The 21,501-nt window shown below is 41.2% G+C and carries 22 protein-coding genes; 6 read left to right on the top strand and 16 right to left on the bottom strand.

What is annotated here, in order from left to right; translation table 11 throughout:
- Nucleotides 1-130: 130 nt before the first annotated feature.
- The 5 genes from BCU91_RS20050 to BCU91_RS20030 form a co-directional block, all read right to left on the bottom strand.
- The gene (locus tag BCU91_RS20050) at nt 131-1,288 is read right to left on the bottom strand and encodes an acyl-CoA dehydrogenase family protein (RefSeq protein ID WP_102475676.1); all 1,158 of its coding nucleotides are present in this window, start codon (nt 1,286-1,288) and stop codon (nt 131-133) included.
- A gap of 242 nt (nt 1,289-1,530) precedes the next feature.
- A complete protein-coding gene (locus BCU91_RS20045; RefSeq protein ID WP_102532229.1) occupies nt 1,531-3,024 on the bottom strand; it encodes a CoA-acylating methylmalonate-semialdehyde dehydrogenase in 1,494 nt (497 codons plus the stop codon).
- A 210-nt stretch (nt 3,025-3,234) separates the two neighbouring features.
- On the bottom strand, nt 3,235-4,437 hold the full coding sequence (locus BCU91_RS20040) for an acetyl-CoA C-acyltransferase (RefSeq protein WP_102437719.1): 1,203 nt from the start codon (nt 4,435-4,437) through the stop codon (nt 3,235-3,237).
- Between the two features lie 385 nt (nt 4,438-4,822).
- The gene (gene metA, locus BCU91_RS20035; protein ID WP_102532228.1) at nt 4,823-5,767 is read right to left on the bottom strand and encodes a homoserine O-succinyltransferase; all 945 of its coding nucleotides are present in this window, start codon (nt 5,765-5,767) and stop codon (nt 4,823-4,825) included.
- A 49-nt stretch (nt 5,768-5,816) separates the two neighbouring features.
- Entirely contained in the window at nt 5,817-6,227 is a 411-nt protein-coding gene (locus tag BCU91_RS20030; RefSeq protein ID WP_102532227.1) for a YbaY family lipoprotein, read from the bottom strand.
- A gap of 126 nt (nt 6,228-6,353) precedes the next feature.
- Between BCU91_RS20030 and BCU91_RS20025 the strand changes: the two genes are divergently transcribed.
- Nucleotides 6,354-7,094 (top strand): SDR family NAD(P)-dependent oxidoreductase, encoded by a 741-nt coding sequence (locus BCU91_RS20025; RefSeq protein WP_102532226.1) that lies wholly within the window; start codon nt 6,354-6,356, stop codon nt 7,092-7,094.
- Between the two features lie 76 nt (nt 7,095-7,170).
- On the opposite strand, the gene ompW is transcribed toward BCU91_RS20025, so the two are convergent.
- Nucleotides 7,171-7,815 carry an outer membrane protein OmpW gene (gene ompW / locus BCU91_RS20020; protein ID WP_102437727.1) on the bottom strand — a complete coding sequence of 215 codons (645 nt, stop codon included), beginning with the start codon at nt 7,813-7,815 and terminating at the stop codon, nt 7,171-7,173.
- Nucleotides 7,816-8,257: 442 nt separating this feature from the next.
- On the opposite strand from ompW, the gene BCU91_RS20015 reads away from it, so the two are divergent.
- Together BCU91_RS20015 and BCU91_RS20010 are read left to right on the top strand one after the other, a co-directional pair.
- The gene (locus tag BCU91_RS20015; RefSeq protein ID WP_241904127.1) at nt 8,258-9,358 is read left to right on the top strand and encodes a hypothetical protein; all 1,101 of its coding nucleotides are present in this window, start codon (nt 8,258-8,260) and stop codon (nt 9,356-9,358) included.
- Nucleotides 9,359-9,397: 39 nt separating this feature from the next.
- Nucleotides 9,398-9,643, top strand: a complete 246-nt coding sequence (locus BCU91_RS20010) for a hypothetical protein (protein WP_241904126.1) — start codon at nt 9,398-9,400, stop codon at nt 9,641-9,643.
- A gap of 100 nt (nt 9,644-9,743) precedes the next feature.
- Here the strand turns inward: BCU91_RS20010 and BCU91_RS20005 are convergent, their stop codons facing one another.
- The 6 genes from BCU91_RS20005 to phhA form a co-directional block, all read right to left on the bottom strand.
- Entirely contained in the window at nt 9,744-10,295 is a 552-nt protein-coding gene (locus BCU91_RS20005; protein WP_102532224.1) for a nucleotidyltransferase family protein, read from the bottom strand.
- A 32-nt stretch (nt 10,296-10,327) separates the two neighbouring features.
- Nucleotides 10,328-10,978, bottom strand: coding sequence for a maleylacetoacetate isomerase (gene maiA, locus BCU91_RS20000; RefSeq protein ID WP_102532223.1), 651 nt, complete (start codon nt 10,976-10,978; stop codon nt 10,328-10,330).
- A 95-nt stretch (nt 10,979-11,073) separates the two neighbouring features.
- Nucleotides 11,074-12,060 carry a fumarylacetoacetate hydrolase family protein gene (locus BCU91_RS19995; RefSeq protein ID WP_076539825.1) on the bottom strand — a complete coding sequence of 329 codons (987 nt, stop codon included), beginning with the start codon at nt 12,058-12,060 and terminating at the stop codon, nt 11,074-11,076.
- A 362-nt stretch (nt 12,061-12,422) separates the two neighbouring features.
- Nucleotides 12,423-13,961 (bottom strand): transcriptional regulator TyrR, encoded by a 1,539-nt coding sequence (gene tyrR / locus BCU91_RS19990; RefSeq protein ID WP_102437737.1) that lies wholly within the window; start codon nt 13,959-13,961, stop codon nt 12,423-12,425.
- A gap of 203 nt (nt 13,962-14,164) precedes the next feature.
- Nucleotides 14,165-14,503: a 4a-hydroxytetrahydrobiopterin dehydratase gene (locus BCU91_RS19985; protein WP_102437739.1), complete on the bottom strand. Its 339-nt coding sequence runs from the start codon at nt 14,501-14,503 to the stop codon at nt 14,165-14,167.
- Nucleotides 14,504-14,585: 82 nt separating this feature from the next.
- Complete coding sequence (phhA, locus tag BCU91_RS19980) at nt 14,586-15,389, bottom strand: phenylalanine 4-monooxygenase (protein WP_102437741.1); 804 nt, start codon at nt 15,387-15,389, stop codon at nt 14,586-14,588.
- A gap of 407 nt (nt 15,390-15,796) precedes the next feature.
- On the opposite strand from phhA, the gene galE reads away from it, so the two are divergent.
- The 3 genes from galE to BCU91_RS19965 all read left to right on the top strand — a co-directional run bounded on the left by galE (nt 15,797) and on the right by BCU91_RS19965 (nt 18,049).
- A complete protein-coding gene (galE, locus tag BCU91_RS19975) occupies nt 15,797-16,810 on the top strand; it encodes a UDP-glucose 4-epimerase GalE (protein WP_102532222.1) in 1,014 nt (337 codons plus the stop codon).
- A gap of 119 nt (nt 16,811-16,929) precedes the next feature.
- Nucleotides 16,930-17,424, top strand: a complete 495-nt coding sequence (napF, locus tag BCU91_RS19970; RefSeq protein WP_102437745.1) for a ferredoxin-type protein NapF — start codon at nt 16,930-16,932, stop codon at nt 17,422-17,424.
- A gap of 196 nt (nt 17,425-17,620) precedes the next feature.
- Complete coding sequence (locus BCU91_RS19965) at nt 17,621-18,049, top strand: polymer-forming cytoskeletal protein (RefSeq protein ID WP_102437747.1); 429 nt, start codon at nt 17,621-17,623, stop codon at nt 18,047-18,049.
- A 170-nt stretch (nt 18,050-18,219) separates the two neighbouring features.
- On the opposite strand, the gene BCU91_RS19960 is transcribed toward BCU91_RS19965, so the two are convergent.
- The 4 genes from BCU91_RS19960 to BCU91_RS19950 all read right to left on the bottom strand — a co-directional run bounded on the left by BCU91_RS19960 (nt 18,220) and on the right by BCU91_RS19950 (nt 21,396).
- Entirely contained in the window at nt 18,220-18,912 is a 693-nt protein-coding gene (locus tag BCU91_RS19960) for a DUF2982 domain-containing protein (RefSeq protein WP_102437749.1), read from the bottom strand.
- Nucleotides 18,905-19,705, bottom strand: coding sequence for an ElyC/SanA/YdcF family protein (locus tag BCU91_RS19955; RefSeq protein ID WP_102519035.1), 801 nt, complete (start codon nt 19,703-19,705; stop codon nt 18,905-18,907). Before BCU91_RS19955 ends, BCU91_RS19960 begins: the two co-directional genes overlap by 8 nt.
- 428 nt (nt 19,706-20,133) lie before the next feature.
- The gene (locus BCU91_RS20320) at nt 20,134-20,301 is read right to left on the bottom strand and encodes a hypothetical protein (protein ID WP_157936135.1); all 168 of its coding nucleotides are present in this window, start codon (nt 20,299-20,301) and stop codon (nt 20,134-20,136) included.
- Nucleotides 20,302-20,589: 288 nt separating this feature from the next.
- Nucleotides 20,590-21,396 (bottom strand): alpha/beta hydrolase, encoded by an 807-nt coding sequence (locus BCU91_RS19950; RefSeq protein WP_241903451.1) that lies wholly within the window; start codon nt 21,394-21,396, stop codon nt 20,590-20,592.
- Nucleotides 21,397-21,501 lie beyond the last annotated feature (105 nt).

Below are 21,501 nucleotides of genomic sequence, written 5' to 3'. Positions count from 1 at the left end.
CCAATTCAGTATATTGTTTTACAGCTTATTAAGGCTTATTTTCCGGTAATCCAAGCTATCATTGCGACTAGGGTAAATACCCATGTTGGCTAATTTCATTAGCCAACATAAAGCGCTTGGCTAGTAACTGTTACAAAATAGCGTGCGCATTTTCATCTAGCAAACGACGAGCAATAATTAAGCGCATGATTTCATTAGTGCCTTCAAGAATTTGATGTACCCGCACATCTCTAAAATGACGCTCTAATGGGTACTCACGAATATAGCCATAACCGCCGTGAAGTTGCAGGGCGTTATCACACACTTGAAAACCAATGTCGGTAGCAAATCGTTTTGCCATTGCGCAGTAAGCTGTGGCTTCTGGATCTTTTGAATCTAATTTGAAAGCAGCTAAGCGCACCAACTGCCTTGCAGCGACTAACTCTGTCGCCATATCAGCTAACTTAAACTGTAATCCTTGAAATGCCGCAATGGGCTTACCAAACTGCTTACGTTCATTCATGTATTCTGTGGCACGGCTCAGCGCAGCTTGCGCTGTACCGATAGAACAAGTGGCGATATTAATACGACCGCCATCGAGGCCCTTCATGGCAAAAGTGAAACCTTGGCCTTCTTCACCGAGTAAATTAGCCACTGGCACGCGGACATTTTCAAAGGTTATTGAACGTGTTGGCTGGGCATTCCAGCCCATTTTGTCTTCGGCTTTACCATAGCTTACACCAGCAGTATCTGCTGGAATAGCTATAGCTGAAATACCTTTTGCGCCCGCTTCGCCTGTACGGCACATCACTACTAATAGCTCAGTTTCACCCGCACCAGAAATAAACACTTTTGAGCCATTAATGATGTAATCATCACCATCACGAACCGCTTTAGTCGCAAGTGATGCAGCGTCACTGCCTGCACCCGGCTCTGTTAGACAATATGATGCGAGTAATCGACCTGTGGTTAGACCTTCAGACCACTGCTGGCGCAATGTTTCACTACCCCAAGTGGTGACCATCCATGTGGCCATATTATGAATAGTCAACATGGCGGTAGTTGCTGTGCAGCCTTGTGATAACTCTTCAAAAATAATCGACGAATCTAATCGGCTTAGCCCCATTCCACCTTCTGACTCAGGCGAATACAAAGAGCAAAAACCTAGCTCGCCAGCCTTGTGAATTACATCCTTTGGAAAGTGATGCTCTTCATCCCATTTTGCGGCAAAGGGTGCCAGCTCATCTGCGGCAAATTGACGGGCTAATTCTGCGAATTGGCGTTGGTCTTCGGTTAAATTAAAGTCCATGGTGTTAATCCTTTTACTATGACTCTTTAGGTCATTTTATGGCTAAACAATCCTGTGCTTTTATGTGAGCGTGTTTGCAAAAACTGAGTGACTTTTGCAAACTGATTTTTACTAAATGCTTATAGCTAACCGCATTTTAGTTACACGCTATTTGGTTACACGCACAGTGATCATTAAGTGAGTCTTGTGGTTTGCTTGTCTGAATAATTAACTGGTCTTCTCCCATCAGAAGACCAGTACATTTACTTAAGATTGATGCTCATATTCGGGCCACTCACCACTTCGTCATCAAACCATCGTGAAGTGATGGTTTTAGTTTCAGTGTAAAAACGCACCGCTTGTTTACCGTAAGCGTGCTGATCGCCATAGAAACTGCCTTTCCAACCGGTAAATGAGAAGAATGGTAATGGCACAGGAATTGGCACGTTAATGCCCACTTGGCCCACTTCGATGTGGTGTTGATACTTACGCGCTGCACCGCCGGATGCGGTAAAAATTGAAGTGCCATTGCCATATGGGCTGTTATTGACTAACTCAATGGCGTCATCAAGGTTGTCAGCTTCCATGCAGCACAAAACAGGACCGAAGATCTCTTCTTTATAAATGCTCATATCGGTAGTGACTTTGTCGAACATGGTTGGACCAATCCAGTTACCTGACTCATAGCCCTCAACCGTAAAGTCGCTACCATCGAGTAAACAGTCCGCGCCTTCAGCTTTACCTTGGGCAATAAGCTTAAGTACACGCTCTTTGGCAGCGGGGCTAATAACTGGGCCATAGGCGGCATTGTCATCATTCCATAAACCTGGGCATACTTTTGCTAGTGCTTCTTTAAGCTCTGGGATCCACTCTTTAGCAGCGCCAACAAATACTGCCACTGAAATCGCCATACAACGTTGACCAGCAGCGCCAACTGATGCGCCAACCATGTTATTGATCACTTGCTGCTTATTAGCATCAGGCATGATCACGCAGTGGTTTTTCGCGCCAGCAAAGGCTTGAACACGCTTTAAGTTATCAGTACCCGTTTTGTAAATGTATTGCCCTACAGCCACAGAACCAACAAATGAAATCGCTTTAATGTCAGGATCTGCCAACAAAATATCCACCGCGGTTTTATCACCATGAATAAGCTGCAGCACGCCTTTGGGCGCGCCCGCTTCAACAAACAATTCAACTAAACGCTGCGGCGTCATTGGATCTTGTTCTGAAGGCTTTAAAATAAAGGTATTACCGCAAGCAATCGCTAACGGGAACATCCATAACGGGATCATCGCTGGGAAGTTAAACGGGGTAATACCCGCACACACCCCTAATGGCTGGGTGTAGCTATAAGTATCAATATTACGGGCAACATTCTCAACGGTTTCGCCCATTAACATTGAGGCGATATTACAAGCATGCTCTGCCACTTCAATACCACGCCAAACATCACCTTTTGCATCTTCAAAGGTTTTACCGGTTTCTTGGGCCAGAATAGTGGCGATTTCATCGTGATGCTCTTTTAAAAGGTGTTGATAACGGAGCATTACGCGAGCACGCTCTGACACAGGTACTTCTTTCCACGTAGTGAATGCTTGTTTTGCACTGTCTATGGCTTGATTAACTTCTGCAACCGTAGCAGCGTTAATATTGGCAATAACGCTGTTGTTAGCTGGGTTAGTAACATCAATGTTTTGACTACCTGTACCTTCGGTGAATTCACCGGCAATATAATGTTTAACTTGTATGGTCATCTTGCTTCCTAAATCCTGTTACAGATTATTGTTGAGCCCCAAAGCTCTTGAGTAATAATAAGCACCAACCAAGCTGTTATTGTTAGCATCACTCTATGATGATTATTTGCCATAGCCTTTACTGGTGCTTATTTGTTGTTAATAACGCCAACATCAAAAGTGACGCAATTAACAACGAGTCTTGTTAAATCTTAATCAATTACAACGAGGTTAAACTTCAATCGCCATAGCAGTTGCTTCGCCGCCGCCAATACATAATGACGCCACACCTTTAGCGGTGCCTTTAGCCAAACCTTTAGCTTGTAGCGCATGGATGAGGGTCACTAATACACGGGCGCCAGAACAACCAATTGGATGACCTAATGCACACGCTCCGCCATAGATGTTCACTTTATTGGCATCAAGTTGTAGCTCTTGGATTGCTAACATGGTCACCATGGCAAAGGCTTCGTTGATTTCAAATAAATCAACATCTGTTTTTGCCCAGTTAACCTTGTCGAATAATTTGTTCATCGCGCCCACTGGCGCTGTGGTAAACATTGATGGCTCTTGTGAGTGAGTGCTATGGCCTTTAATCGTGGCCATCACTTCCAAGCCTAATGACGCTGCCTTTTCTCGGGTCATTAGCATTACTGCTGCGGCGCCATCAGAAATCGAGCTTGAGTTGGCGGCGGTAATGGTGCCGTCTTTAGTAAAAGCGGGGCGCAATGTCGGGATTTTTTCAGGGCGGGCATTGCCAGGTTGCTCATCGGTATCAACGGTCACATCTCCACGGCGATTTGCAATGGTAATTGGCACAATTTCAGCTTTAAACGCACCTGAATCAATCGCTTTATTGGCTTTTTCAAGTGAGCTTAAGGCAAAGTTATCCATTTGCTCTCGGGTGAGGCCGAAATCATCTGCAGTTTTTTGCGCGAATGTGCCCATAGCGCCGCCAGTGTAGGCATCTTCTAATCCATCAAGAAACATATGGTCTAACACTTTGCCATGCCCCATACGCATACCGCCGCGCGCTTTATCAAGTAAATATGGCGCTTGACTCATACTTTCCATACCACCAGCAATAACCACTTCGCTGCTGCCAGACTTAATTGCATCATGAGCTAACATCACGGTTTTCATGCCTGAACCACAAACCTTATTCACGGTTGTTGCGCCAACACTCAAAGGTAGGTCAGCGCCCAATGTCGCTTGTCTTGCTGGCGCTTGACCTAAGCCTGCCGGTAATACACAACCCATAAACACTTCATCAATTAAATCAGTATTGATTTGAGTTTGATTGACTAAGCCTTTAATTGCATTGGCCGCTAAGGTTGGCGCTGGTACGGCTGATAGTGCGCCTTGAAAGCCCCCCATTGGGGTGCGTTTAGCTGCAACAATGACAATATCTTGGGGTGATTGGTCTGTACTCATAACTTCTCCGGTCTAAACTGCTGGTAAGTAAGCGGACAAAATCAGCAAAAATGTGATCTAGTTCAACTATAAAATAATAGTTACACTCTGACGTTTACGCTAACGTAAAGCAAGTGGTTTGAATGTGATTATCAATAGTGAATATTTTATGAGTGTCACTGAAGATTTACATCAAGCGTAAAGCCCTGATTTTAAATAGCTAAAATGTAATAAATCCCACTAAAAAAGTCATAGCCAGCGTTAAATTATCAAGGTGTTTTTGAGGAGATTTGCCATAAAAAAGGGCGATATCGAAAACGATATCGCCCTTTTTATTAATACTTGTAGCATGATGTTTGGCCGAATTTACGCCATATTTTGTTTAAACACCTTAATCAATCTGTGATTAGCTTTTCAATTCCCACGGCGTTCTTGCGCTCATATCTGATAAATCATAAGGCGTAAGCTGGTAAACATAGTAGTTAAGCCAGTTGCTCACTAACAAACTGCCATGACTGTGCCAGCGAGCAATGGGCTCTTGGCTTGGATCATTATCACGATAGTAGTTGCTCGGTATATTAGGGTTGATACCTAAGCCAACATCTCGCTGATATTCATCATTTAAAGTAGGTTTTTGATACTCAGGATGCCCCATCACAAACAGGTTACGATTATTGCGGCTAAGCACAATATAGGCCCCAGCTTCAGCAGATTCAGCTAGCACTTCAACATCAGAATGTTGGTGTAAATCGTTAATATTCACTTCAGCATAACGTGAATGCGGCGCAAAAAACTCATCATCAAAACCGCGTAGTAATGGATGCGGCTCGTTGGTACGACTATGGTTAAACACCCCCGAACGCTTTTGCTCAAGTAAACTGCGATTAATACCATATAAATGAAACAAACCTGCATGCGCCGCCCAGCATAGAAACAATACTGAAGTGACATGTTCTTGAGACCAATCAATAATTTCTTTAATGTGATCCCAATACACCACATCTTCAAAATCCAGCTGCCCAAGTGGCGCACCGGTAATAATTAACCCATCATAATTGTTCGTTTTAACCGCTTCAAAATCCCGATAAAAAGCATTCATATGATCGACAGAAGTATGCTTAGATGCTTTGTCATGAATACGCAATAGGTCAACATCCACTTGCAGCGGGGTATTACCTAATAAGCGCAATAGCTGGGTTTCGGTTTCAATTTTATTGGGCATTAAATTTAGAATTAATACCCGCATAGGTCGAATATCTTGATTTGCAGCGCGAGTTTCCGACATCACAAAGATATTTTCAGACTCTAAGATTTCAGCTGCAGGTAAATCATCTGGAATTCTAACCGGCATAAGAGCACCTTTTTAATACATAATAAATCGGTGCATAGGCATGATAAGCCTAACCACCAACTTTATTAACAATCACATTTATGGGCTGTGTCTCATTGACATCAATGCTATACGCTTGAGTATTGATAAACCACAGCTTGCCATTTACTTCTATTCGCGCCCCAATTGAGTAACTATGACCAACAATAAATTGGTCTGCAGCTATTTGAAACTCAAATGCTTGCGGCGCGTTCACTTGTTGGTACACTTTTTCAGCGATAACAATCGCTTTGGTATCTTGCAAAGACACATCCTTCACTTGCACCGTGAGTATTGCGTTGTCTGGCAATGCCATGCGCTCGCGATAACTCACATCACCACTTATAGACACTAAATGATCTACAGAGCTGCAGCCGAATAATCCGCCTAGCAGCATTAAAGAAATACATGCTTTGCTGATAAATGCTTTGATGATGTTCATATATCCTGTCCTTATAATACATTAAGACTTCTAGAAGTCTATACGTCTCATATTGAATAATATTCTTGCTTGTTATCCCTCGCAGTTGTTTTTATCATAGGCCATCATTTCGTCGTCTAAAAGCACATGACTACAGCAAACGCAATAATAGTGGGCGCTAGCTCACACCTTAGTAAAGAAATCGCCCGTCAATTAGCCGAGCAGAAAGTTTCTCTAGTGCTATTTGTACAAGATCCCGATGCCATGGCCGAGTTTGCCGCAAGCTTACCGACAAAAGTTGATGTGCTACCGTTAGATATTGAAAATCCAACAGCCATTATCAGCCAGCTTGAAAAAGTATGGTTAAGCCTTGAAGGCGCGCATTTAGTGTTAGTGAATACTGGACTTAATGGCTACAGTGAAGCACTGCCTTGGGAAATCGAACAAGATATCATTGACGTCAATGTGCGTGGTTTTGCCGCAATTTGTAATACCACCTTTCGATTAATGCGCGAGCAAGGCTATGGTCAAATTGCTGCAATCAACTCTATTGCCGGTTTACGTGGTGGCCCAAGTGTGGCTTATCATGCATCAAAAGCCTTTGCAGAAAATTACCTTGAAGGCTTAAGCATGCATGCACAGCGATTAAAGTTACCAATCACTATTACCGATATTCAGCTAGGCCTATTGGATAAAGCTGCAATGCAGAAAAGTAAACTGTGGTTGCCGCCATTGCCAAAAGTGGCTAAACAAATTGTCAGCGCGATGCAAAAAGGCAAGCGCAAAGTCTATGTCACTAAACGCTGGCGCTTAGTGGCTTGGTTAACCTTACTTTTACCTGAGTTTATTTATAATACTCGCCATTGGAAGGTTAAAAAGAAAAAGTAGCTTATTCCGTTATTAGCTCACATAAAAAAACAGGAGCCTAGCTCCTGTTTTTTTTGCTCTAAATATTTTTCAAATATTAGAAGGTGTAACCAATGCTGACCATGTATACCCATGGGTCAATATCAGTTTCAACTGAAATAGCATCTTCACCTAAATTGAATTTAACATCCGTTGAGATATCAGCGTACCAAACCGATGCATTTACTAACCAGTTATCATTAAATTGATAATCAAGCCCAACTTGTGCCGCTAAGCCCCAAGAGTTACTCATGCTTAAATCAGTTAGTGCGCCGTCTAAGTCATTGGTAAACTCGTTATCAAAAAAGTTAGTAAAGTTAACACCAACACCAATGTAAGGACGTAATTTAGATTGGCCATTACCAAAGTAATACTGCGCCACTAAGGTTGGTGGTAAATGCTTAGTTTCAGCAATTTTACCTAACTCACCAAGAGAAACATCATGACTAAAAGGAGTTGCTGCCAATAATTCTAAACCCCAATTATCAGTTAGCATGTAACCAAAGTTTAAGCCGACTTGGGTATTATCATCGACTGTAAACTCTGCAACATTAGCAACAACTGGACTAGACTCATTTGGCACAACCGCTACCGCACCAACACGAAAGATAAAATCACCAGCTTGATGAGCAACCGCAGCTGAAGAAACACCTGCAGATAATAAACTGGCAGCAACTAGACTAAGGGCTATTTTTTTATTCATTATGACAACTCCATGTGTACAACATAATTAGCGCTTTCGATAAACACCTTTAACAATTGCCGCTACACTGCCAGATAAAACCTTTAACAATCTTGATCCAGATCAACAAAGCTATTTACATCAAACTAGGTATAACGCTTTATTGACTTAGATCACATTTAGCTTGAACTTTGTCTACTAAGAAGCTTTTAAAATGCCAGTTTAACTGATGAAAACGTTGATTTTTTAACCAGGCACTTTCATGAGCAAAGCATGAGCCTGATATTAACTAAGCAATAACTATTTACCTTTTTGTAACATTTAATAGCGGTATTGCTTGTTAATCAATCCTATAAAAATTCTGCCTATTAAAGCCTGTCTATAAAAAGACTCATAAAATAAACGCCGCTGCCAATGATTAAAAGATAACCCCCCCTCAATTGTTGTTACAAAGGTGCTACCCTTGAACAAAATACCTTTACCTTTGTTTATAGGCTGTAATTATCTTTCAATGACACAAATATGGATAACATCACTGTTTAGCCTCACGCTGTTTATTGCAGCTGATTTAGCTGCATCACAGCCCAAGGACATCGCTAATGCTATCTTTGATAATGAGCCCATCTCTGATGATAAGCCTACCTCTGAAAAGACCATCACCGACAAAAAATCACCTTTGAATGAAACCCAGTCAGATGATGAAGTCGAGCCATCAGCTTGTTATAGCCGTTCACAAACTGATGAGAAAATTGATAAGGCTTTTGATTATCTCAACACCAAATTCTGCCAACCGGCCATTTGGTTTGACAGCTTCTTTGTCGATGATCGCATTGAAGATGATGCCAGAGCTGGCACGATTGTCCGTTGGTATAATGATTTTTCCTATTATGAAAAAGAAGGTTTTAAATATCATGCTAACGTCAATGCGCGGGTTAATTTACCTGGAGTCACTAAAAAGCTAAAACTCATTTTTGATTCAACTGGAGAAGATGATCCATTTTCATTTATACGCAGCCCTGACGATAACAACGACAGGGAATTTAGCTTACGCTATGACTGGCTAGCTCGAAATAGAAGTAGTTTTAATATAAAGCTCAGTTTTAAGCCTAAAATCGAAGCTCGTTATCGCTATACCTATCCTATTTCAGAAAATACCATCAGCCGCATCACCCAAAAGCTGTATCAAGAGAAAAATCTCACTGGTGAGTCTACTGAATTCGATATTGAACACTCTTTTAACGATGATTTTTTATTGCGCTGGAGTGCTGCGTTCCAATATGAAACTAACGATAATGGTTGGGAGCTAGGCTCAGGTCTGCAGTTATATCAATATATCAGTGATAAACAAGCCATTAGTTATCAAGCCCACATACACGGCGTCGACCAGCCCTATAAATATATTGATAGTGCAAAAATTGGCTTAACTTACCGACAAAACTTTGTCCGAGATTGGTTGTTTTTTGCCATCACGCCTGAATATACTTGGACTAAAGAAGATGATGAAGTGCGCATCAATCAAGTGGTGCTAACCTTTACCATAGAGTTTTTATTTCAAAATATTTAACTCTATGCCGATTAGCTAAACCACCGCCAAGAGGACAAGATGATGAATGAAAAATTTATAAAATTTGATGTGTTTGGTAAGTCCATGTCAATTAAGCGCCAAGATAGACAAAGTGATCAGCCCCGATGGCTACTGTTTCGTGATTCAGGCACCGGGCTTAGATCGCGCATCCATGAGGTCATCATTCCACCTGAGCTTAAAGAAACAGAGCTTGCAGGTTATCTTGATGATATTTTCCATGAAAATGCCACTGCAAAACATTCACAAGTGTTAAAGCTGACATAAAAAAATGACATAAAAATGACATAAAAGGTGCAGCTAAAGGCTATAACTTAAACTCAAGAGCTAATTGACTAGTGATAAATGACAAGGGGTTACGGGGAGGTTAGAGCTCAAGTGAAAGCTTAGGATATTGCTTAAACCAAGGTTTACTGGCAACACGCTCCATAAACACATGTTTATCGGCATTGGGGTTATAGCTCACCGATAGGCTAAATAGGTTTTCATAACCAAATAATGCCTTTAGCACTAACTTGCCATCATTATCCAGTTTTACCGCTACCGCTGTTTGTTGCTCAGGCCAATAACACATCGCATCAAGGGTTGATGTATAGGCTGGGTGATGATTCCTTTTATGCATTCTGGCTTGGTTTTTCACCGACCAAGGCAGTTTTATCCGCTCAGATAATGCTTTTTCGATTAACTTATCACGATAGGCACTGGTTTGTTTGCTGCAATAATAAATCACATCAATATCAGTTAACGCACTGGGCGCTATTTGATGCTGTTTATCCCACACTAAATTACGCACAAATCCTGCAGCAATGTACCAATCTGTAATATTAAGCTCAGTAAAAAGCGCTGCAACTTGCTGCAAGGCACTAATGCGCATCTTGTCTGCTACAATCCAATTTTTTAACTGAGCTTCATAGTCCATATTTTACTCGAGCTTATCTAAAAAATGCTGGGTTAACTGACATCATCTTGCTGCTCAGGCGCAGCTGCAGCAAAGGCTGGGTGAGCCTGACATGTGTGCCAAATCCGCACAATATTAGGGTATGCAGATAAATCTACGTTGAAGCGATAGGCATTGTAAACCTGAGGGATAAGACAAATATCTGCCAAGCTTGGACTGTCGCCAAAACTAAATTTACCAGAGTGAACAGCTAATTGCTTTTCTAGCGCCGCAAAACCTAAATGGATCCAATGATGATACCAGTTCATTTTGTCTTCTTCAGATACGCCCATGTCTTTAACGAGATACTGTAATACCCGTAAGTTGTCCAGTGGGTGAACTTCACAAGCGATCAATTGCGCCATGGCACGCACTACGGCTCTATTTTTAGCCCCTTGTGGCAATAAACTATATTGCGGATATTGCTCTTCTAAATACTCAATAATTGCCAATGACTGGGTTAAATTAAACTCTCCATGGTCATCTTCATCAACCAATGCCGGAACCAAATGCTGTGGGTTCAATTGGGCAAACATATCACTATGCTGCTCACCGCCATTTTTGACTAAATGCACTGAAATTTGCTCTGCATCCAGCTGCTTAAGATTAAGCGCGATACGCACCCGATATGCCGCACTGGAGCGCCAATAACCATATAATTTCATTGTATATCCTTATCAAATTAACTGAGTTAGCATTGATGATATAAAAAAAGCAATAACGTTAGACGCTATTGCTTTTTATCACAGCAAACACTTATTTAAGCTTTGTATTCAACCACTTTTTGATCGATAGAACCAAAGATTGAGTTATCTTGATCATCAAACATTTCAATTCTTACTGTATCGCCAAAACGCATAAATGGCGTTGAAGCTTTACCGTCTGCAATGATTTCTAGCATGCGTTTTTCAGCTAAACAGCTAGAACCGGCACTGCGATCATAATTTGAAATAGTACCAGAACCAATCACAGCTCCCGCTGCCAATGGACGGGTCTTAGCAACATGAGCGACCAATTGACTAAAGTTAAACGTCATATCTACGCCCGCATTAGGACGACCAAATAAATCACCATTTAAATGAGTTACCAATGGTAAGTGCACTTTGCTATCTTGCCATCTGTCACCTAATTCATCAGGGGTAATCGCCACTGGCGAAAACGCACTTGAAGGCTTTGATTGGAAAAAGCCAAACCCTTTCGCTAACTCCCCAGGTATAAGATTACGTAACGATACGTCATTCACTAGCATCAATAATTTGATGTGCTGGGCAGCGTTATCTGCATCTACGCCCATTTTAACGTCGTCAGTGACCACTGCGATTTCTGACTCGAAATCAATACCGTACTCTTCACTGGCCATTTCAATATCGGCTTTTGGCGCGATAAAGCAATCTGAGCCACCTTGATATACTAATGGATCAGTCCAAAACGTTGCTGGCATTTCTGCGCCGCGGGCTTTACGAACCAATTCAACGTGGTTGACGTATGCACTGCCATCAGCCCATTGATATGCACGAGGCAATGGCGATAAACATTTAGCTTCATCAAAATCAACGGCGTTGTCCATCATACCGGCATTTAATGCTTCATATAATTCTTGTAATTGCGGGTTTAATAAATCCCAAGCATCTAATAATTGCTGCATAGTATGCGCAATAGCAGGTACGGCAACGGCTTTGGTTAAATCTTTACTGACTAACATCAGTTGGCCATCACGGCGACCGTTGTTATAACTTGCAAGTTTCATTTTGACTCCTAGATGGGTACAAATAATGTTGCTACTACTCAAGACAATGTGATTACAAGACGTGCTAACAGGCTTGGCAATTCGATTAAATCAAATATGCTACCTGTAAAGCGCCTATGCTGAGTAATAACAACTAAAATAGCGTTGTTAACGATACAAATACCCTAAGCTTAACCGAATTAATATAGCGTGAGATAAATCACACTTTGTTTGCTTGAGAGTTAAATTGTAAAGGTTTCAATACAGAATGAGATCCCAGTATCAGAATGCGGATCTCAGGCTGGTAAACCTCAAAATGCCAGTGGCTTACTGACATTTTGATGGCATGAATTCGTTACACTAAAAATAACCGCTACGATTAATTAACGTTTTTTAGATATTTTGTAGTCGCGCAGCTTGTTAGCAATAGCGGTGTGAGAAACCCCCAGCTTTTTAGCTAATTGACGGGTACTTGGATAAGCTGGATATAAGCGCCTTAATAAGCTTGCCTCATATTCTTTCATGGCTTGATCTAAGCTGCCTTCAAACTCTTCATCAAAGTAGCCAAAGCCTTCAGCATAAGAAGGTAACTTAAGTTGCTCAACGGTTAGTTCTGCCGAGCCATCCCACATCGATACCGCTCTAAAAATAGCGTTTTTAAGCTGACGCACATTACCTGGCCAGGCATAGGTGAACAAGTAGTCCCGACATGATGCTGAAATACGTCGTAATGGACTCGATAACTGCTGGCTATAATGCTCTAAAAACATTTCAGTGAGCGGAATAACATCCACTTTACGTTCACGGAGCGACGGCATGTGATAACTAAGTACATGAATGCGATAGTAAAGATCTTCTCTGAATTCACCTGATTGGCACAGTTCTGCCAAGTTCTTTTGGGTAGAACAAATTATACGTACATCAGCGCGCACTTCTTCATCGCCGCCAATGCGTCTAAAAGTGCCATCTTGTAGTAAACGCAATAGTTTTACTTGAGCAGCTTTTGACATTTCGGCAATTTCATCTAAGAAAACAGTGCCACCTTTCGCCTCTTCAAACAAGCCACGTTTTACCACTTGGCCATTTGACACAAAGCCAAACAATTCTTCTTCTGCCACGCTATCTGGTAATGCAGCGCAGTTAATAGCAATAAAGGCGTGCTCTCGGCGCATACTGGCATCATGGCTCGCTTTGGCCATCAACTCTTTACCAGTACCCGTTTCACCAGTTATTAATAACGGTGCATCCAGTTGGGCCATACGTTTGGCTTGTTTAAGCACATCTTTCATTTTATCGCTAACGGCCAACACATTATCAAAGCCTGTGGTTTGATTTTGCAGCGCATTAAATTGCTTACCGACACGGGCTGGTGATTTTAGCGACACCACCGCGCCCGCTAAAATACTGGCATTGTTTTCATCAGGTAAATAGATAGGCAGCATTTCGGCTAAATATTCATTATTACCAATTTGCACCCGAGTGGCTTGCGCTAATACAGGGGCTTCAGTTAACCAGCGAGAAAAGTTAAATCCTTGCACCCAATGATTAAGCGATTCATCAATCACTTCATGCTCTTGCATATTAAGGGTTAATAATGCGGATTCATTAACAATACGAATACGGCCTTTAGCATTAATTGAAAAAACGGAGTCTGGCAGGGTTTGTAATAAGGTTTTGAGCGCGTAATGTTCTTGCTCGGAGGGCATAAACGATACGGTACGAACATCATGGACGCTTTCTACTTTGCGAATTAAAGGCATTAATTCACTTAAGGTTTCAAAGCCAATTTCGGCAAACTGTAGGTACAAAAAGCCTCTATTGCTGGCATCAATTGCAATTAAGTTAATGCCATAGTTTTCTAGCACTTCTAGAATATCTTTCGCAAGGCCGATACGATCTAAACAACTGACTTCCAAACGCATAAACAACTATTCCCTATTATATTGTTTTCTGGAATATCCGAGGACTCGATTCTGACCATGTCAGGGTGCCCTTCTTAATTTGTGAGCGATACGTTAAAAGGTTATCGGGCGCGTGGCAAGTGTTGTTTACAGCATAATTGTAACAGAGGACGTGCTAAAACAGGTTACGTTAACGTAACCTGCTGATATAATTAACTAAGATTTTAGTTAATTAACTGGTCGGTTTTCGCCGCCATAATGAAATCATTCTTATGAAGACCTTTAATGGAATGTGACCACCAAGTCACTGTCACTTTGCCCCATTCAGTTAAGATCCCCGGATGGTGAAAATCAGCTTCAGCAACATCAGCGAGTTTATTGGTGAATTCCATCGCCAGTTTGAAGTTTTTAAACTTAAAAACTCGCTCTAATTGATTAATACCATCACGGTTTTCAACGGTCCACTGGGGTACCATTTGACTAAATTCAACCAGCTCTTGCTCGGTTACTTTTGGGGCATCTATTTGGCAAGCCTCACATTTTAGTTCGGATAAATCTGACATAACAGCTCCTGTATTATCACACTAGTTTAATCTAGTGTTTATATTATTAATGTATAAATGAATGACTAGTTTTAACGAGTCCCTAAACGGCTATTGGGTTGGGTTTTGGGGCAAATTTAGCCGCAAACAAACCTAGCTGCCGTGCTTTAGCGACTTCAGCCATAATATCCATTCGAGTGATTTCATCTAAAAAGTCGATATTGTCGATAACGTAATAAATCGGCTGCATAATATCTATTCGATATGGGGTTCTCAGCACATCCAGTAGCTCAAAAGGCTTACGCTCCGGTTTATCACTTAATGCGTATAAGGTTTCACCTGGCGAGCTTAATATACCGCCACCATAGATATTAAGTTGATCATCTTTGGCTTTCATTAAACCAAACTCGACCGTAAACCAATATAATCTCGCTAAAAACACCCGTTCTTCTTTAGATGCCGCCAAACCTAATTGGCCATAAATATGCGAAAAATGTGCAAATGACGGATTGGTTAATAACGGGCAATGACCAAATATTTCATGAAAAATATCAGGTTCTTGTAGGTAGTCGAACTCTTCTTTTGAGCGAATAAAGGTCGCCACAGGAAACTGCTTATTGGCCAACAATTCAAAAAATTTACCGAATGAAATAAGTGCCGGCACACCTGAAGTTTGCCAGCCTGTAGATGCAAGTAACACCTTATCGATTTCTTTTAATTGCGGTACCCGATTCGTGGGCATAGCTAAAGCATCAAGGCCATGCATATATGCCTCGCAAGCTCTGCCTGGCATATTGTTCACTTGGCGCTGATATAACTGATGCCAAATGTCATGTTCTTCATCAGTATATTGGATGTAACCCTGACTATCAGGGATCTTCGCGGTGTAATTTGTTACTTTGCTCATAAGTGCCACTTTACGTAAACTTCACTCCCTTCATAGTGTGCTAAGGATCACATTTTGTTAACTGCTTGGGGTTTTATTCTTCAGTGATTTGACAGTACAATTCGTAAACAAAACGCTACATTAGCAGTTTCTACTAAACTTAACTTAATAAAATTAGTCATATAAACTGCCACCTTTAAATTACAAAGTGGCCAACAACTTATCTCCCGATTCTGTCTTAAGTCAATGGATAAAACTTTTAAGCTTTAAACAGGTTAAAGCTTGATACCTTTTTTAGTGAGCTTGATAACTTAAGTAGAATAAAATCCAAGCAATTAACTCGCTTTACTTTGGCGCTATAGTTAAACTTTTAAGTAGACTGTCATTTTTGCATTCAATTTTATGTCATCCACAGTTAAGGACATTTCATGGCAATTTTAGTCACTGGCGGAGCCGGATATATAGGAAGCCACACTGTAGTTGAACTGTTAAATGCTAATCAACAGGTTATCATTGTCGATAATTTATCCAACGCCAATGTCATCGCCTTATCTCGCATTGAACAAATTACCGGTAAAAGCTGCATTTTTTATCAAGGCAGTGTGCTAAATAAAGCGCTATTACATAAAATATTTACTGATCATGTCATTGAATCAGTAATTCATTTTGCTGGTTTAAAAGCGGTGGCTGATTCAGTGTGTAAGCCATTGCAGTATTATGAAACTAATGTCACCGGCACAATAATTTTGTGCCAAGTCATGGCGGAACATCAGGTGAAAAAGTTAGTTTTTAGCTCTTCAGCTACGGTATACGGCATCCCTGATGGCTTGCCTATTAAAGAAACCGATTCAACCGGAGCCACGAACCCTTATGGCCAGTCAAAGCTGATGGTGGAACAACTACTGGCTGACTTACATACTGCTGATAATCAATGGGATATCACTATTTTACGCTACTTCAACCCAGTTGGTGCTCACCCAAGCGGATTGATCGGTGAAGATCCTAGCGATATTCCGAATAATCTTATGCCTTATATATGCCAAGTGGCTGTGGGCAAGCTAAAAGAATTACAGGTGTTTGGTAATGATTATCTTACCCCTGACGGCACAGGTGTACGAGATTACATCCATGTGGTTGATTTAGCCCAAGGCCACCTAAAAGCATTAGCTAAGCTCAACAGTAATTCAGGCATTACCACCTACAATTTAGGCACAGGCCGTGGATACAGCGTTATCGAAATTATTAATACCTTTGAGCAAATAACCGGTAAAGCGATACCCTATTGCTTTAGTGCTCGTAGAGAGGGCGATCTTGCGGCATACTTTGCTGACGTGTCTCAGGCGAAAACGGCATTAGATTGGCACGCTGAGCTGTCCCTTGAAACCATGGTTGAATCTAGCTGGCATTGGCAATCTAAAAATCCTGACGGCTACCGAAGTTAAGGGGTTAGTTGACATAGCTTTTTGAGCCTATTTATTTAAGCCCTGTAGATATTTACTGGCTAACTTTAGTCTCATTAATGTTAGCCTTGTTATTGTTAGCCAAAAATAGTGGAAGAAGTATGAGTCAGTCAGTCAATCACAGCCGCAGAAACCTATTTCGCAGACGTAAAATTGATGCCCAAAGACCGCCTTGGGTTAAGTCTGATATTGAGTTCACTGACGAATGTACTCGCTGTAATGCTTGCATCGATGCCTGCGAAACTAAGGTAATCATTAAAGGTGATGGTGGTTTTCCTGAAATATCATTCACAAACGACGAGTGCACATTCTGTCAGCAATGCGCCACAGTATGCAAAGAGCCCATTTTTGATCTTTCTCAACTCACGCCTTGGAACATAAAAGCCGGCGTCAATGACAGCTGTTTAACCTATCAAGGCGTATGGTGTCAAAGCTGTAAAGATGCCTGCGATCCCGCAGCAATAAGCTTTAAGATGGCCATTGGCCAAGTACCCAAACCTATGATTGATCTTGAGGCTTGTACAGGCTGCGGCGCTTGTGTTGCCCCCTGCCCATCAGCTTCTATCAGTGTCATTGAGCTTAACGTTACGAGTTAATGCTGTTTTAGCTAAGCTGTATCAATAAACTGTGTCAATAAGTCTTGGTAGTCAAAAAAGTCTTAATAGTCAAAATTTAATTGTTTTTTTTGCGATTAATTGTCGCTATATTAAATGTTAAATACTAACAACAAAATAAATTTAACCGCATAATTATCCTGGTCATTGCGGTCAAAAATGCATAAAGAGAGCGAATATGTTTAGTAAAAAAAGTCCCACAAGTAACCTGAGTTTTATTGCCAATGATTGTGAATTAAGCGGTAATATCAAAGTTAACGGCGACGTACTTATTGCAGGGAAAGTTGATGGCGAAATTCGCGCTTCTGGTAACATAACGGTTGAAGCTACTGGGGTTGTCACCGGTGGTGTTGTTTGTGTGGAAGCGACGGTTTCTGGCTTAATGACAGGTAATATTAATTGCGAAAAACTCACCATTACCAATACCGGAACTTTTGATGGTGAAGTATATAGTAAGCGTATGGAAATTTTAGATAACGGCCAGTTCCTTGGTTATCGAAAAGCTTACGATAAACAAAGCAAAGCATTAGAAAATAATGAAAAATTGGTTTCCACTGTTGAAACTGAAAAAGAAAAGCCTCAACTCACTGCAGCTGTATCGGCATAGTCAATTTCAGCGTTTGGCTTATCCTTCATGAATATTTAAAACGAATGCCAAACATCGACGTTTGGCATTCGTTCAATAAGTTATTATTTAATAATTAAACACATCTCTTTTTGTAAGCACTTTTAATTAGCGCTTTGGCTATAAGTTAGCAATATCTACAAATAATCGCTTTAGGGCTTAATAGATTGCTGCTGCCATTGCCGCAGTAAGCTGACAAACTCCGCTGGCGCTCTATCTAGGCTATCAATAGATAAATAAAGGTGAAACCCGAGTTGAGCATCTAAGGTTTGGCAGCGATGGCCAAACATGGCTAATACGCCACGATAACGCTCACCATTAACCACTAATGGGGTAAATTCAGCGCCGACATAGGTTTCAAGGCTTTGTAAGTCTTCATCTTGAGTCGCTGCTGTCATGAGTAACGGCCGCTGCTCAGTCAATAACCCGGTGGCTAACCTTGGGGAGATACAATCTAAAATCGGATTGATGTGTTTGAGTTTAATGCCAATATACGGCAGTTCAATTAACTCAAGATTTTGGGTCACCCGTGACACGTCAATACGCTGCACATTATCCCAAGCTACGTGCACTGTGCCGCGGCCATGATAATAATCAAATCCTGCTGCAGATAATTTAAAACTGGCTTTCGGCTGATTTATTTTGGCAACACCTAGTACCAGCCCTACACTGCCAACGGCAAAAAACACCATACCGACACCAAATAGGCTTTTGTTGTTGATAAATAATATCAAGCTGATAAATACCGCAATGCCACCAGCAATGGTTAAACTAATGCCGTTGCGCTTATTATGCGGCGCGATAAACAATGGCTCTGAGCGCTCATGTTGGCTGGGATCAGACATCAGTTAATAATCCTTTTATGGTTAGCCATAACATGCCCACATACTCGTGAATTGCACGCTGGGATATATACAGATTTTCAGCACTAAAGCGCCACCAATAACCCGGTGAGCTGATAAAATTAGTCGGCGCGGCGATGGGATTTAAATCAAGTGTGGTAAAAATCTTCATTGAGCGCGGCATATGGGTCGCAGAGGTAACCAATATAAAAGGCTTATTGGCAATTAACTCAGCCATAGATTTAGCTTCTTCAATGGTATCTAGCGCATCAGCAAACGTCACTATTTGGCTTGCTTGCACGCCCAGCTCAATCGCCGCTTGCTGCATAATTTCAGCATGGGGGGTTGGCGTTAAGCCGCCACTCCAACCACTGACCACCAACTGGCAACGATTATCTGCAAGTTTTAGCTGCCTTACGCCTTCTGATAATCTTGCTAATGCTGTCGATGATAACTGCTGCACCGCAGCTCGATTAGCATTTTCAGTGTGACCTGAACCCAGCACCATCACATAACAGGCTTGCTGCGCATTAGCGACAGTACCCGATTGATAAACGAGGGTTAACGGGGAGTTATTCACTGGGTATTGAGACTCTAAACTGGCTGCTAACCCTGCACTAAATTGCGAATTACTCAGTAGCAATAAAATAGCGAAAGCCGCGATTAAAGCGCTTTGCCCTAAGGTTTTCAATCGCTGGGATTGGCTGCGGAACACAAATATCGCCAATAACAGCAGTAATAATGTCAGCGGAATAGGCATAACCAATTGAGATAAGATTTTTTTAAGCCAAAACATCGAGATACCCAGTTTTTAATGAAACGATATTTTAGCTTGTCGCAGCCAAGATTACTATTTGAAGCGCAAGCAATCTGCAATTAAGCCTGCGTGTTGGCTTAAGGGAATGTCGCCTTAAATTAGAGTTTGAAACGTTTATCGACTTAAAACTGCATTAACTTGTAATCAGTAAGGCCGCAAAACACAATAAAGATTGAAATTTTTGCTTTACCGCATGACGCCACAGCGAACAATAAAGACAATAAAGACAATAAAGACAATAAAGACCGAAACTCACTTTTGGACAAGAACGTTTTAGCGAATATTCTAAATTAGAATCTCATGGATAATCTCACGTATTGCAAGCCTCTAATCAAGTGGCCAGTTTAAGTAATCCACTACAATCCATTTTCTAAATAATTATGAATAAAACCCATTGACCAGCATGACTAATCCGCAGGACTTGCTACCGAGGACTTTTGTAAGGTCCAGGTACCATCTTTATTATCAATCCACTCAATGACATCACCATCTTGCCATTTTAGGTCTGCAAGATATTCATCAGGTAATCTGAAAAAAGCCTCTCCATCTTCGGTTCTTTCGATTTCGACTTTCATTGTATTCCCTCTCTGGTAATTCCTTAGTCCTTTAGATACCTTGGCTCATTAATAAAATTTGGTCAACTGACACATTGTAAGTGGGTCGCTGATAGATCATGTAAAACGAAAAGGGGCAGATATGTGTTACGTCCCTAACCCACTTTTGGACAAAAACTCGTTAGAGTTATAACTCTTAAAGTGATGAGTCTCATTAGGGAAAGTATGGCAACCGAGACTGTAACTAATTTTTTGTAACTGCCCCTCACCATATCTTGTGCCGGAGTCTAGATACCTCCGGCAATCCGATTAGTGTTTAATTCGATCCAGCAGAGCTTTTATTTCATTAATGACCATTTCTGGTTCATCATTTTGTGGATAATGATAGCTTTTATCAGTCAAGACTATTTTACCTTTCGGAAAACTAAGTACCCAATCTGAATGCAATTGTCCCCACATCGTGCGAGCTTTATCGTTGAAAAATAGCACTGGAGGATTTTGATACTTTTTAACTGACGCAATGACTGTAACCGGAATATTAGGAATCTCAGGGTAATCAGGAAGTGGGCGTTTTGACCAAAAATCGAGATACTGGTTAGACATGCCATTTGCTTGGTCATCTAATTTTATTTGAGCGATTTCCTTCTCTGCTTTTTCCAAATCGATTTTTCTCATAATATCAACATCATGCTCAGAGGCAGGCTCAATCAACATTAATCCAGAAACCCATTCAGGATAGGTTGCAGAAAATCGTCTGGCAATATAAGCACCATATGAATGCGCAACATAAACTACTGGTTTTTTAATGTTTAAAACTTCAAGCAATAAACGAGCTTCCTCCGCATACTCTTCAGAGCTATAGTTTTTTCTGACTTTTTGCGAGCCACCATTACCTATCCGTGAATAGCGAATAACGCGGGTATCTTTAGCAAGTTTTTCAAATATAGGTTCCCAATCTGATAGCCCAGCAGTCCCACCTGCTTCTAGGAAAACAGTCTTTGAACCATTTCCTGCAATTTCGTATTCAACGTCATAACCGTTAACTTTTATAAAATTTGGTTTGGCTATAGCTTCACCAGCAATAAAAAAAACGATAAACAAAAAAACAAATCTCACGGGTTCTCCTTGAAGCACTAAATCTCGCATAGTGCGCACTTGAAACCAATTATTTAAGCCTCGCTTTAGCAAAGCTATTGATTAAAAAAAATTACAAAGCCACCC

This window comes from Shewanella sp. 10N.286.52.B9, from assembly GCF_002873635.1.
GTDB lineage: Bacteria > Pseudomonadota > Gammaproteobacteria > Enterobacterales > Shewanellaceae > Shewanella.
This window is presented reverse-complemented; position numbering and strand designations above follow the sequence as displayed.